Source organism: Streptomyces sp. yr375, from assembly GCF_900110755.1.
In the GTDB taxonomy this organism is placed as follows: Bacteria; Actinomycetota; Actinomycetes; order Streptomycetales; family Streptomycetaceae; genus Streptomyces.
In genome coordinates, this window is sequence record NZ_FOFF01000055.1 from 25,133 (window position 1) to 37,717 (window position 12,585).

Annotated in this window: 16 protein-coding genes and 1 tRNA gene; 7 read left to right on the forward strand and 10 right to left on the reverse strand. The window is 70.7% G+C overall.

Annotated features, from left to right (window positions below):
• Positions 1 to 17: 17 nt before the first annotated feature.
• The 9 genes from BMZ82_RS34230 to BMZ82_RS34270 form a co-directional block, all read right to left on the reverse strand.
• Positions 18 to 455, reverse strand: coding sequence for a hypothetical protein (locus BMZ82_RS34230; protein WP_093781301.1), 438 nt, complete (start codon positions 453 to 455; stop codon positions 18 to 20).
• A gap of 11 nt (positions 456 to 466) precedes the next feature.
• The gene (locus tag BMZ82_RS34235) at positions 467 to 775 is read right to left on the reverse strand and encodes a hypothetical protein (RefSeq protein ID WP_093781302.1); all 309 of its coding nucleotides are present in this window, start codon (positions 773 to 775) and stop codon (positions 467 to 469) included.
• A 248-nt stretch (positions 776 to 1,023) separates the two neighbouring features.
• Complete coding sequence (locus tag BMZ82_RS34240; RefSeq protein WP_093781303.1) at positions 1,024 to 3,156, reverse strand: FtsK/SpoIIIE domain-containing protein; 2,133 nt, start codon at positions 3,154 to 3,156, stop codon at positions 1,024 to 1,026.
• A 116-nt stretch (positions 3,157 to 3,272) separates the two neighbouring features.
• Positions 3,273 to 3,443, reverse strand: a complete 171-nt coding sequence (locus BMZ82_RS34245; RefSeq protein ID WP_177244797.1) for a pRL2-8 — start codon at positions 3,441 to 3,443, stop codon at positions 3,273 to 3,275.
• A 2-nt stretch (positions 3,444 to 3,445) separates the two neighbouring features.
• Positions 3,446 to 3,763, reverse strand: a complete 318-nt coding sequence (locus tag BMZ82_RS34250; protein ID WP_093781304.1) for a hypothetical protein — start codon at positions 3,761 to 3,763, stop codon at positions 3,446 to 3,448.
• Between the two features lie 55 nt (positions 3,764 to 3,818).
• Positions 3,819 to 4,688, reverse strand: coding sequence for a protein spdB (locus BMZ82_RS34255; RefSeq protein ID WP_305729230.1), 870 nt, complete (start codon positions 4,686 to 4,688; stop codon positions 3,819 to 3,821).
• A gap of 26 nt (positions 4,689 to 4,714) precedes the next feature.
• The gene (locus BMZ82_RS34260; protein WP_093781306.1) at positions 4,715 to 4,999 is read right to left on the reverse strand and encodes a DUF6303 family protein; all 285 of its coding nucleotides are present in this window, start codon (positions 4,997 to 4,999) and stop codon (positions 4,715 to 4,717) included.
• Positions 4,996 to 5,445, reverse strand: a complete 450-nt coding sequence (locus BMZ82_RS34265; protein ID WP_093781307.1) for a Pycsar system effector family protein — start codon at positions 5,443 to 5,445, stop codon at positions 4,996 to 4,998. The genes BMZ82_RS34260 and BMZ82_RS34265 overlap by 4 nt, the downstream gene beginning before the upstream one ends.
• Complete coding sequence (locus BMZ82_RS34270) at positions 5,442 to 5,711, reverse strand: DUF6284 family protein (RefSeq protein ID WP_093781308.1); 270 nt, start codon at positions 5,709 to 5,711, stop codon at positions 5,442 to 5,444. Before BMZ82_RS34270 ends, BMZ82_RS34265 begins: the two co-directional genes overlap by 4 nt.
• 607 nt (positions 5,712 to 6,318) lie before the next feature.
• On the opposite strand from BMZ82_RS34270, the gene BMZ82_RS34275 reads away from it, so the two are divergent.
• The 3 genes from BMZ82_RS34275 to BMZ82_RS41055 all read left to right on the forward strand — a co-directional run bounded on the left by BMZ82_RS34275 (position 6,319) and on the right by BMZ82_RS41055 (position 7,967).
• Positions 6,319 to 7,125, forward strand: a complete 807-nt coding sequence (locus BMZ82_RS34275) for a GntR family transcriptional regulator (protein ID WP_093781309.1) — start codon at positions 6,319 to 6,321, stop codon at positions 7,123 to 7,125.
• Positions 7,122 to 7,802, forward strand: a complete 681-nt coding sequence (locus tag BMZ82_RS34280; protein WP_093781310.1) for a YdcF family protein — start codon at positions 7,122 to 7,124, stop codon at positions 7,800 to 7,802. Before BMZ82_RS34275 ends, BMZ82_RS34280 begins: the two co-directional genes overlap by 4 nt.
• Before the next feature lie 76 nt (positions 7,803 to 7,878).
• Positions 7,879 to 7,967 (forward strand) — tRNA-Ser (locus tag BMZ82_RS41055).
• A 114-nt stretch (positions 7,968 to 8,081) separates the two neighbouring features.
• Here the strand turns inward: BMZ82_RS41055 and BMZ82_RS34285 are convergent.
• On the reverse strand, positions 8,082 to 9,026 hold the full coding sequence (locus BMZ82_RS34285) for a bifunctional DNA primase/polymerase (protein ID WP_093781311.1): 945 nt from the start codon (positions 9,024 to 9,026) through the stop codon (positions 8,082 to 8,084).
• A gap of 347 nt (positions 9,027 to 9,373) precedes the next feature.
• Here BMZ82_RS34285 and BMZ82_RS34290 point away from each other — a divergent pair, with 347 nt between their 5' ends.
• The 4 genes from BMZ82_RS34290 to BMZ82_RS34305 all read left to right on the forward strand — a co-directional run bounded on the left by BMZ82_RS34290 (position 9,374) and on the right by BMZ82_RS34305 (position 12,558).
• Positions 9,374 to 9,688 carry a hypothetical protein gene (locus tag BMZ82_RS34290; RefSeq protein ID WP_093781312.1) on the forward strand — a complete coding sequence of 105 codons (315 nt, stop codon included), beginning with the start codon at positions 9,374 to 9,376 and terminating at the stop codon, positions 9,686 to 9,688.
• 271 nt (positions 9,689 to 9,959) lie between these two features.
• Entirely contained in the window at positions 9,960 to 10,934 is a 975-nt protein-coding gene (locus BMZ82_RS34295; RefSeq protein WP_093781313.1) for an OB-fold domain-containing protein, read from the forward strand.
• Complete coding sequence (locus tag BMZ82_RS34300; protein ID WP_093781314.1) at positions 10,931 to 11,392, forward strand: MaoC/PaaZ C-terminal domain-containing protein; 462 nt, start codon at positions 10,931 to 10,933, stop codon at positions 11,390 to 11,392. The genes BMZ82_RS34295 and BMZ82_RS34300 overlap by 4 nt, the downstream gene beginning before the upstream one ends.
• Positions 11,389 to 12,558: a lipid-transfer protein gene (locus BMZ82_RS34305; RefSeq protein WP_093781315.1), complete on the forward strand. Its 1,170-nt coding sequence runs from the start codon at positions 11,389 to 11,391 to the stop codon at positions 12,556 to 12,558. The genes BMZ82_RS34300 and BMZ82_RS34305 overlap by 4 nt, the downstream gene beginning before the upstream one ends.
• Positions 12,559 to 12,585 lie beyond the last annotated feature (27 nt).

Consider the following 12,585-nt stretch of genomic DNA (forward strand, 5'->3'; position numbering starts at 1 on the left):
GGTCGCCCTTGGCGTAGCTACTGCTGGTCGGCGATCCAGTGGGCGTACTGCTGGCGGGTGTAGGCGCGGGGGGCGCAGACGAGGGCCGCGCGGTCGAGGCTCATCAGGCGGCATGCCACGTTGAGGGCCTGTTCCTCGGTGGCGATGCCGTCGGGGGACAGTCCGCAGGCCATGCGGTCGGTGGCGGCGGCGCGGCGCAGCCACCACACGCGGTCGCGCTCGTGCGGCTCACGCTCGGACAGCCACGTCAGCTCGCTGCGCACGTTCGGCGCGCCGGTGTAGGCCTGCTCGGGGTCGGGCCAGATCTCGCGCTGTTCGGCGTCGAGGTAGACGCGGGCACGCTTGCCGTCGCGGGCGGGACGGACGACGGCCCGCCCGGTGATGAATGTGCCGCTCAGGGTGTTGGTCAGGCGGTCGACGTCGGCGTAGTCGCAGATGATCCGGATCTCGAACACGGCAGTTCCTTTCAGCGTTTGGAGTCGAAGAGCTTGAGGGTGATGCCGCCGATGCTGAGGGGGCTGGTGGCGGCGGCGATGGCGAGGGCGGTGTGGACGGCGAAGTCGAGCAGCGCGAGGAGCGCGGCGACGGTGGCGAACACCCCGATCGCGCCGGCCGTGGCGACGGCGAGCGGGTACAGGTACGCGCTGAGGGGGCGGTCGTGGTGGTCGGTGGTGTGGACGACGATCACGATGGGCTGGCCGGTGGCCTGGGCGCGGTGGTAGGCGTCGGCGGGGATGTGAGGGGCGATGATTCCGGGCGGGTCGGAGCGGCGCATGAGTCCTCCTTCGAGGGCGCGCGGGTGGATGCGAGGGCTATGCGGAATCCCTCCCGGCAACAGGCCAGGGAGGTGGAGACGCCCCCTTCGGGAAGGCTTCTAGAGGGGGTTTCAAGGGTGTTGACCTGTGCGCTTCCCTGCCTCCCTGGACGATCATTCGTGCAGGTCAGAGCGAGGGAGGCGGGTCAGGGAGGGGGTGAGGGAGTTCTCCCTGCCTCCCTGACCCGGAAGGGGGTCGCTTCCCTGCCTCAGGCGGCGGAAGCGGAACCCTCGCCGTCGCCGTTGCCGTCGCGGTTGGCAAGGGCGCGCAGGACGCGGTCGCGGCCGACGTGCATGCGGCCGTCGGACTTGTAGGGCTCAGCCCCCGCGTCGTCCAGGACGCGCTTGAGGTCGCTGTTGGTCCAGCCGCCGTAGGCGTCCTCGTTGAGGAGCGCGAGGCGCTTGAGGACGTCGGCGGTGAGGACGCGGGGGGCGTCTCCGAGGACGGCGGCGATGTCGGCGAGGGGGTCGCGGTCTTCGCTCCGGTCGATGGCGTGGAGGGTGGTGACGCCGTCGCGCAGGGCCTTGGCCCGGGCGGTGATGGCCTTGGCGGCGTCGTCGTCGATGTAGTGCGTGCGCACGGTGATGGACGCCTGTCCGGCGGGGATCTTGATGCCGTCGGAGGCGACGACCAGCGTTCCCTTGTCCAGGCCGGGGCGGAGCATGTTCGGTGCGGCCCCGCCGTCGACGGCTTTGTCCCCCAAAGCCATCCGGGCCTGCTGTTCGGTGCCCAGCGCGAGCGACGCCCGGGTGTGGGCACCTTCGCGGACGAGCTTGGGGAGGTTCTGGTCGGTGGGGTCCTGGGTGCCCTGCCACATCAGGACGTTGACGGCCCGGCCCTGGTTGTGGATCTTGCGGACGGCCATGAAGTAGCGGGAGGTGGCCTTGGATCCGCCGTAGGGCCGCTTGTCCTCGTCGACGGCCGGGCACATGAACGCCACCTGGGCCTCGTCGACCACCACGATCAGCGGCGCGAACGTAGTGCCGGGCGGGGCCTGGATCCGGCGGTTCATCTCCTCGACCGCGCCCTCGACCATCTCGGTGACCTGCATGACGTGCTCGTCCGTCGGCCCCTGGATCAGGGTCGAGGCGAGTCCGTCGAACATGGCCCAGTCGCCGACGCCCTTGAGGTCGCCCATCAGGAACTGCACCGACCGGTCGAGCGCGACCCACAGGGCGAGCGAGCGCAGGGCGACGGTCTTGCCCTGGTTCGACAGCCCGGTGATGAGCAGGTGGCGTTGGTAGAGGCTGAGGGCTGCGGCGTCGCCGCGCAGGTCCTGTCCCCAGGGGGCGCGGCCCTTGGCGTAGTCGGCGGTCATGGTGTCGTCGGTGACCAGCGGGGACGGGCCGATCGGCTCGTCCAGGGCTCCGGAGTCGGCGACCCACAGCCGGACCGTGCGGGCGGCGGTCGGGATGGTGATGAACACTTCGTGCTCGTGCCGGGCCAGGTTCTCGGCGAGTTTGCGGCGGCGCTGCTGCACCTCGTTCGTCGACACCCCAGACGGGAGGGTGACGTCGACCTCGACGCCACATCCGGCGATCACGATCGGCGAGAGCATCGACGCGCCGGCGTCGCCCATCTCCTTGATGGCGTTGCGCAGCGCGGGCACCCCCAGGTCGCGCAGGGCCTTGACCACGATCGAGGGCGTGATCGGCTCGCCCTCGCCGCTGCGGACGGCGGCGGGAAGAGCCCATGCGGGTGCGGCCTGCTGATGCTGACCGACCGCCCACAGCGCGAGCAGGACGAGGAACGGGCCCAGGGTGACCAGCGGCCCCCACACCACGGACACGATGGTGATGAGCAGGCGGATGAACTCGATGACGGCCATGACCGGGGTGACGACGTCGGTGACGTCCTTGTTCGCGATGGCGAGCACGACCCCGAGCGCGACCAGCGATCCGATCCCCATCCCCGTCCCGACCAGCACGCCCTTGGCGGCGTCGACCGGGGAGTGGAGGAGGTCCATGCGGCGGCGGTGGCGGGCCTCGCGGAAACGCTGCCCGCGCTCCTCCCACTCGGCGGCCGCCTCCATGTTCCCCGCGGCTTCCGCCGCACGCATGTAGCGCTCGTAACGGGCGGCGGTACGACCGTCCCACGTACGGCGGGCCACGATCCGGCCCCCGCCGACTACGTAGAGGGTGTGGCGGGCGACCGTGCGGGCGACGGTCTTCGTGGTCTCGTGCGTGAGCGCCGTCCTGACGGCGCGTCCGGAGCGCACCCACAACGGCACGGGGGCGGGCGGTGCCGGGTCGGGGACCACGGTCAGCGTGGTCACCGTGGCGGTGGCCGGTTCGGCGGGCGGGTCGGTGTCCTTGTGCAGGCGAACGACGTTCTCGGACATGCGGAAGTCTCCTCAGCACCCCACGGCGGGGGCAGGCAAGGGCAGGCAGAAGGGTGAGGGGCCGGGACGGCGGGGGCGGCCGTCCCGGCGGGTGGTTCACGGAGCGGGGGCGGGTGTCACCACCAGCTCGACTTCTTCTTGGGCACGAGGTAGGGGCAGCCGTTGAGCATGTGGTCCACGCAGGGCGGGCAGTCCTCCCGGGGCCCGAGCTTGCGGTGGATGCGCCGGTCGTAGGCGTGCTGCCAGCACTGCGGGCACTGGCCCGGGGGCGTGGGCGTCGCGGGCATGCTCACCACCACCCCGTCGACTTCTTGGCGGCCTTGGCGGCGGCGGCCTCGTTCACGATCCGCTGCCGCTCCATCTGCAACGCGGTGATCTCGGCGATCAGCCGGGTCTGGACCGACTCCCACATCGTGTCGAGCTTCCGTTCGGCGCGGCCGGGGCTCTTGCCCCGGGCGACGCGGTAGGAGCCGCCGGCCATCGCGCCGATCACGGCGCGGCGTTCGGCACCGGTCAGGGGCCACATCTCCTGGTTGCGGACCGCGTCGAGCTTGCGGGTCGCTTGCTGGATCTCGCGGTCCAGGCGGCGGGTGTCGGGCTTGCCCATGGTCAGGTACTCCTCAGGACGTCGGAGCGGTCGGAGTGGGAGCGGGGAGCCCGGGTCACGCGACGCGCTTCCAGGCGTCGCGCAGGCGGCCCTCGGACGCGGAGTGGCCCGCCGCGCGGAAGCGGGCGGCCATCTCGCGGTAGGACAGGGCGGGCGTCTCGCTGTGCCGGATCTCGTCGACCAACGCGTCCAACTCGTCGTCGGTGAGCACGGGCGGCGGCACGAGGGCGAGGGCCGGGACCGCCTCCACGGGACCCCAGACGGGGAGCTCCCAGCAGGGTGTGACGCCGGGTGTGACGCCGGGTGTGACGCGGGTCGTCACGCTGGTCAGCGCCCTGCCCGTGTCCGCACCCTGCCGCGCCGCCTCCAGCGTCGACCACGCTTCGGCGAGGGTCGCGGCGGTCTTGGCCTGTACGCGTGCGACGCGTGCCCCGGCCCCCGTCACGGCCGTCAGCCGGGTCTCCTCGGTCGCGGCCCGCGCCCTCAGCCGGGCACGGGCCACGGCGGCTTCGTCGCGGGCTTCCTGCTGGATGCCCCGGATCGCTCCGAGAGCGGACGCGGTGAGCGCGGTGCGCTCCCACAGCCCGTGCACCAGCCACAACGCCTTCGCCGCGATCGGCAGCCAGGCCACGGCCAGCCATGCGCCGGGGGAGTCCTCCCCCACCGCGTGGGCGACCAGGACGCCGGTCGCGGCGGCACCGAAGCCCCAGCCGACCCCGGTCACCCACCAGTTGTGGTCGCCCTGCGCGGCCAAGCGGCGTTCGTAGGCGAGGGTGGCCAGCCAGCCGCCGTCCAGACCGAGGCCGACGACCAGGGCGACGCCCTTGGGCATCGAGTCCCCGAGCCACATCACGACCACGGCCAGGGTCAGCACCATGGACACCGCCGTCATCGCGACAGCGGGCAACACGGTCTTGGCCCGCACCACGCCGGACCACCAAGTCTTGGCGCTCATGCCACACCCCCCGCCCGCTCCCGCACCGCGAGGCCGGCGAGCAGACGAACCGGCCCGCCGTGGTCGGTGGTGTCTTCGCACCACTGCCACTCGGCACCCTCGACGCCCTCGTAACCCAGCAGGGCGAGAGCCGCCGTGCGGGCGGCGGGCACCGGGATCTGCCGGGTGCCGATCACGTGCTCGGGCCACGGGCCGACGGTCTTCGGCACCGTCACGAACACCCGCCACGTGCCGGTCGCGGGCGACACGGACAGGACCGCCGTATGCGTGCGCACACTCATGCCGCGCCCCCTGCCGTGAGGAGGGCGGCGAGGATGAGCAGTGCGCCGCCGGCGTAGGTGAGGTCGACCGCGCGGCGCAGGCTGGTGAACTTCGCGACCGCCAAGCGGGACAGTCCGGCGACGTCGGCGGCGAGGTCACCGCCGTTGACGGTGGTGGTGATCTCTTCCGGGGTGAGGGTGGCCCACAGCGGGAAGCCGTGCCGGCCGCGCAGGTTCGGACGCACCGACCGCAGCAGCAGACCCGCCGCCCCGATCAGCAGTCCCACGCCCAGACCGCCCGCGATGTACGCGGGGACGTTCAGGGGCAGGGAGCGGGCGACGGTCCACGCGCCGGCCAGGACCGCGCCGACGAACGCCAGCAACAGGCCCGTCTTGTTGTCCGTCCGCGCGATCTCCGCCTTCACCTCGGCGTGCGCGGCCGTCAGCTTCTGCGTCGGGGTGCTCATGCGGCACCGCCGGGCAGCATCACGGCGGCCGGGCCGTTGGCCAGGTCCCGCCGGGCCGCCAGCACCTTGTTCCGGGCCCGGCGGATGCGGCGGGCGTCGAGCTCGTTCGCGGGGCGGTCCATGGCCGTGATCTGCGCGTCCAGCAGGTCGACCTCCGCCAGGATGACGGGGTACTCCAGCTCGATCGCGTCCAACTCGGTGTCCGTCGGCTCAATCCAGTCGGCGAACGCCGTAACAGCGTCCTGAACAGTCACGATGGGGTTCATAGGGTCGTGGTTCCTCTCACAGGGTGAACGGCCCGAACAGCACCCCCGGAGCGGGAACTCCGGGGGTGCGCGCCGTTGGAGACAGGGCTTCCGGCTCCCTGCCACCCCGTCCGTACGGCCAGCGCAGGGAGCGCGGGTCGGACGGGCGGGGGAGGCAACCGGCCGCAGCGCTAGCCGCTGCGATGGCAGGAAGGGGGGGACCGGTTCGGCCGTGAGCGTGTGCGTTCCGCTCACTGGCTCGGGTGTCGCACGGGTACCGCCGGCCGGTCCATCACGGCGGTACCCACAGGGTTCGTTGAAACATCGGAACTCCCAGGTCGAAGGGGCACGGAATATCACTGCAAGGGGGACCAAGTCCCCACACTCCGGCCGTTGCTCGCGGTCGCCGGGCCACCTCCCCAGTACGGGCCGAAACCCTGTTTCACCTGGGCCTTAGCGGGCGGTCTTGCAGCGTTGCCGCCCTTGCTTCAGAGCACCCCAAAGAGGACCCTCCGAACTCGCTGTCCTAGGACTGCGAGCTGCTGATGAAGACAATGGCGCACAGTCCCAGGACTGTCAACAGTCCTGGGACTGTGTTTCACTGGATCGCATCGAAGGGAGTTCGGCTGTGGCACCCAAGTGGCGCGAACTAGCGGATCGGATCGCGCAGGAGATCAAGAGCGGCGAGCGCAAGCCCGGGGCTCAGTTGCCCCAGATCAGAGAGCTTGTGGAGGCAGGGGAAGGCTCGAAGTCCACGGTCCATCAGGCCTACAAGGCACTTGAAGCCGAAGGGCTCGTGACGTCGTCGCGCGGGCACGGCACGGTCGTGCGCGCGCGTACTCCCCTCAAGCGGCTCGGAATCGCCCGCTACGACAAGGCGAAGTGGCGCGACGGCGATGAGGTCGCGTTCATCGCTGACCGTGTGGCGTCGGGGCGGGCGTACAAGCGGGACGAGCAGACGCAGACGGTGAGCCGCGCCGAAGCGACCGCCCTCGTAGCCGAAGGGCTTGGCGTCCCGGTTGGGTCCGGCGTGTACGCACGGGCCCGGCTGGTGAAGGAAGGGACGCAGCCGACCCATACCCTGACCAGCTACTACCGTCCCGAACACGTAGAGGGAACCCGCATCGTCGATCCCACGCCGGGGCCCGCCGGCCGGGGTGGCGGGTACCGCGTCCTCTACGACGCCGGTTACGAGATCGACCACATGAAAGAGGCGCTGTTCGCGCGCGTGCCGACGGCCGACGAGGTGAAACTCCTACAGCTTCCCGCCGGTGAACCCGTTGTCGAACTGCATCGGACGACATACACGGCAGATGGCACCGTGGTTGAGTTCGCGGTCGGCGTTCATGCGGCCTCCCGCTTCGCGTGGGAGTACGAGTTCGACGTTCCCGATTCCGCTGGCCAGCAGGTCAACGGCAAGAAAGGTCTGACGTGATCTCCGTACGCGACTGGGAGGACGCCCAACTTTGTTGGGACTACCAACGGATGCACCACGAACCGCGTCCGTGCTCCGTCGGCATCGGGCTGGGAAGCCATGATCTGGGAGTGGCCGACACGACGGCGGACCTGTTTCGGCGCGGCATGATGCCGTTGATCGTGTTCACGGGAGCGACCAGCAAGACCACGCAGGAACGCATGCCGCGCGGTGAGGCCGAGCACTACCGGGACCGTGCGATCGAGCTGGGAGTCCCGGGGGACGCCGTCCTTGTGGAGCCTCACGCGCGCAACACAGGGCAGAACATCACCCTGTCCCGCTCGCTACTCGAAGAGCGCGGGATCGAGGTGTCCTCGGTGCTGCTGATCAGCAAGCCGTACGAGGAACGGCGGTCCTATGCCACCGCCCGGAAGCTGTGGCCCGGGGTGAAGTTCGTCAGCGCTTCCACCCCGATGCCACTCCCCGAATACGTCGATTCGATTCAGGACGCGCGCCTTGTGATCGACATGCTTGTGGGGTCGCTGCAACGTCTGTTGATCTACCCGGCGCAGGGCTTCATGATCCCGCAAGACGTGCCCGCCGATGTGACACGAGCGTACGAGCGGCTTGTGTCCCGTGGCTTCACGAGTCGTCTCGTTCCCGCCCGTGCCGGGAGCACCCTCAACAAGGGCGCGTGACACGCGTGTCGCCACCTTTGTGGCCATCCTCTGGCCAACATGGCCCACAGGGTGCGCCATAGAAGGCTGAAGTCGCAGGTCAGGGACCATCTGGCCGTGTGAAACCGGACGGTCTTGAAAACCGTCGTGGCAGCGATGTCACCGTGGGTTCAAATCCCACACCCACCGCACCGCAGATGAACGGCCCCTGACCAGGTAATCGGTCGGGGGTCGTTGTCGTGGGGCCACCTGGGCGGGTTGGGTTTCCGTCGGCACCCTGTGATTGGGCGGGGCTTCGTCCTAGGTGGTCCCAGGTGCGCCGTGGTCTCGGGGCATGCGGGCCGCCGACGTGATCGTCGCTCGGGCCTCTTGGGCCGTCAGGCCTGTTCGTGTGGCCGCTTCGATCAGGTGCTCGGTGAGTTCCGGGCCGATTCCGGCCTCGTAGGCGCGGCAGGCTGCCCAGAACAGGCGGGTGTTGCGCTGGCCCTCGTGGGCGGCCAGGACGAACTGGAGCAGGCCCCGGCCGCGTGCCCCGGCCGCCCTGGTTGCGTCACGCGGTGCGGGGTAGGGGCGGTGCGGTGGGAGCAAGAGGCGGAGGAGGGCGTGGGGGCAGGGGGCCGGGGTGAGGTGGGCGGTGCCGGGGGTCGTGGCATACGTGCCGTGGGTGGTGTGGGAGCCGGGGCCGACCAGGTAGCCGCCGGCGCCTCGGATGTCGATGCCGGGGGCGAGGCGGCCGGCCGAGTTGGGGACGATGACGTCCGGCGGGCCGGTGAGCCAGAGGTGGCGGCCGCCGGACGGGGTGCGGACGACGATCGTGGGCGGGATCGTGAAGTGGTGGCGCAGGGCGAGTTCGCGCAGGGCGGCCGTGGAGTCCGTGTCCGACTTGGTGTCCAGGTCGACGCCGATGAGGTGGTGCGGGGGCAGGCCGCAGGCGATGCCGTAGCCGGTGGCCCAGGGCGCGGCGGCGAACAGCTCGCGGACGCGGGCCGGGTCGGCGGAGGCGTCGTACACACCGTGGCCGAAGCGGCCGCACTCGCCGTGGCAGGGCACCCCCGCCGGCCCCACCGGCCCCAGCCCCGCCCGTTTCCGGTCGTCGTCGTGGTGAGGGGAGCGTAGGGCCGGGAGTTTGGTTCGGGACAGCGGAATGACCGACAGGCCGTGTTCGGCGGCTGACAGGGCGTGGGCGAGGGTCAGTGCGGTGGCCTGTCGGGGGTGGCGGTACCGGTGTGGGTCGGTGGTGGCCATGTATCTATGGTCGTACATGTGTTCGAAAAGGGGAAGGGGGGTGGGGGTGCGACGCGCCCGGGGGTCGTCGGGGCCGGGAAAGTGCTGGAACGGTTCGTCTCTTGTGGGGGCTGAGGGGCTGGTGTCCGAGTTGCCGGGGGTTATGGGGGCACGGGCAGGAAAAGTGGCGCTAGGGGTTTATCGACTTGTCATCACGCTTGCGTGCTAATCATGGCTTCCGGGGTGGTTCGCCGGGGATTCGTGGGCAACTCTGATCTTGCGACGTCGAGCACGAAAACGCCGGGGCGGTCGGCCAACTGCCTTGGTGCAAGCCGTACTTCATGTTCAGAATGTTCTGGAGGAACAACATGGCAAGCATCCGTACCGCCCGCGTCATCGCCGCCGTCTCCGCCCTCCCGCTGGCAGCCGCCCTGTTCACCGGCGTCGCGGCGGCGGACAACGGCGGCTTCGCGGACGACGGATCGAACGCGGGTGTCTCGAGCATCGTCGGCAGCGGTGTCGGGCACGACAACAGCGGCAACTCGGCCACCACGCAGCAGAATGCGGTCGGCTCGGGTGCCTCGAACCAGAGCAATACCGCGCAGGTCAACGGTTCCGCGTACACGGCGCTCAACCAGGGCAACAGCAATGTGGCCGTCGCCTTCAGCCCGCTGTGGTGGTGATCCGGTGAGCTGAGGGGGCCGGCGTCCGGCGCGGGCCCCCGCGAAGTCCCGTACTGGGTGTGGTTCGTGGGGTGGCAGCGCGTCTGCGCGGCGGTGCTTCGGCGTCGCCGCGCAGGCGTTTTTTCGTGGACAGACATCTCTTCGTCTGCGAGGCGTTTCTTCGTGTGCGGTAACGACCTTGACAGGCTGTCAGATCTGACGGACAGTCAGAAATCTGCTCCGGTAAGGGGGTAAGTGGGTAAGGGTCCAGGGTTCTGAAGGGAGTGCGTCGGTGGACGACGATCCGCTGTACCCGCGGCTGAAGGCCCACGTGGGTCGCCCCGCCGCCGTCGCCGGCACCGGCCGTGACCCCGTCAACGCGCCCATGATCAGGCACTGGTGCGAGGCGATGGCCGACCGGAACCCGGCGTACACCGGCCCCGGCGCGATCGCCCCGCCCACCATGCTCCAGGCGTGGATCATGGGCGGCCTGAGCGGTCATCAGGGGCGCGCGCGGGCCTACGACGAGCTGCTCGCCCTGCTCGACGAGGCGGGCTGCACCTCGGTCGTCGCGACCGACTGCGAGCAGGAGTACCTGCGCCCGCTGCGGCCGGGGGACGAGGTCGTCTTCGACACCGTCATCGAGTCGGTCTCGCCGCGCAAGACGACCAAGCTCGGCACCGGGTACTTCGTCACGACCCGGACGGACGTCCGGGTGGGCGAGACCCTCGTCGGCACCCACCGCTTCCGCATCCTCAAGTACGCGCCGGCCGGGCAGAGACGAACCCCTCAGGAACAGATACCGCAGGAACAGATACCGCAGGAACAGATACCGCAGGAACAGAAACCGCAGGAACAGAAACCGCGGGAACTCCGGCCCCGGCCCGTCGTCAACCGGGACAACGCCGGTTTCTGGGAGGGCGTCCGGCGCCACCGCCTCCTCATCCAGCGCTGCACCGCCTGCGACACCCTCCGCTTCCCCTGGCTCCCCGGCTGCAACGCGTGCGGTGCGGCGGAGTGGGACACCGTCGAGGCGGGCGGCGAGGGCACGGTGTTCTCGTACGTCGTGCTGCATCACCCGCGCTTCCCGGCCTTCGACCCGCCCTACGCGGTCGGTCTCGTCGAGCTGGCCGAGGGGGTGCGGATCGTGAGCAACGTGGTCGGGGTGCCGTACGACAAGGTGCGGATCGGGATGCCGGTGCGGCTCGAATTCCGTTGTTACGACGATGAGTTGACGCTCCCCGTGTTCCGGGGGGTGACGGGGTGAAGGTGGGTGACGTGCTGCCGCCGCTGGAGATCGAGGTCACCCGCACCCTGATCGTCGCCGGCGCGATCGCCTCGCGGGACTACCAGGACGTGCACCACGACCCCGAGGCCGCCCGCGCGAAGGGCTCCCCGGACGTCTTCATGAACATCCTCACCACCAACGGCCTGGTGGGCCGCTACATCACCGAGCTCTTCGGTCCGGCGGCCGTGCTCCGCAGGGTGGCCATCCGGCTGGGGGTGCCCAACTACCCCGGCGACACGATGGTGTTGCGGGCCACGGTCGAGGAGATCCGTGACGAGGTCGACGAGGACACGGTTGTGGTGCGCGTTGTCGGTGACAACGGCATCGGTCGGCACGTCAGCGGGACGGTGACGGTCACCCTTCCGGGAACGGTCACCCTTCCGGGAACGGTCACCATCCCGGAAACGGTTGCCGTCCCGGAAGGCGGTGGGCAGTGAGTGTGCGGGCGCGGGATGCCCTAGGGGGCCGGGCCGCGATCGTCGGGGTCGGGGCCACGGAGTTCTCCAAGGACTCGGGGCGCAGTGAACTGCGGCTGGCGGTGGAGTCGGTCCGGGCGGCGCTGGCCGACGCCGGGCTCGCCCCCGCCGACGTGGACGGCCTGGTGACGTTCACGATGGACACGAACCCCGAGATCACCGTGGCGCAGGCCTGCGGCATGGGCGAGCTGTCGTTCTTCTCGCGGGTCCACTACGGGGGCGGGGCGGCCTGCGCGACCGTGCAGCAGGCGGCGCTCGCCGTCGCGACGGGCGTCGCCGAGGTCGTCGTCTGCTACCGCGCCTTCAACGAGCGCTCGGGCCGCCGCTTCGGCTCGGGCGTGCGGCACCGCGAGCCCTCGGCGGAGGGGACAGCGCTCGGCTGGAGCCTGCCGTTCGGGCTGCTCACCCCCGCCTCCTGGGTGGCGATGGCGGCGCAGCGGTACCTGTACACCTTCGGTATGACCCCGGAGGAGGCCTTCGGGCCGGTCGCCGTCACCGCCCGCAGGCACGCGGCGACGAACCCGGCGGCGTACTTCCACGACCGGCCGATCACCCTCGCCGACCACGCGGCCTCCCGCTGGATCGCCGAGCCGCTGCGGCTGCTGGACTGCTGCCAGGAGACGGACGGCGGCCAGGCGCTGGTCGTCACGTCGGTCGAGCGGGCCCGCGACCTGCCGCAGCCACCCGCCGTGGTCGCCGCGGCGGCCCAGGGCGCCGGGCGCGCCCAGGAGCAGATGACCAGCTTCTACCGCGACGACCTGACGGGCCTGCCGGAGATGTCGGTGGTCGCCCGCCAACTGTGGCGCGGCTCCGGGCTGGCGCCGGCCGACATCGACGTCGGGATCCTGTACGACCACTTCACGCCGTTCGTGCTGATGCAGTTGGAGGAGTTCGGGTTCTGCGCGCCCGGCGAGGCCGCGGCCTTCGTGGCGGCGGACCGGCTGCCGCTGAACACCCACGGCGGCCAGCTCGGCGAGGCCTACCTCCACGGGATGAACGGCATCGCCGAGGCCGTACGGCAGCTCCGCGGCACGTCCGTGAACCAGGTGCCGGGCGCGAGCCGGACCCTGGTGACGGCGGGGACGGGCGTGCCGACCTCGGGCGTGGTCCTGACCTCGGACGGATGAGACACCGGGGCCCGACGGGGTCGAAGG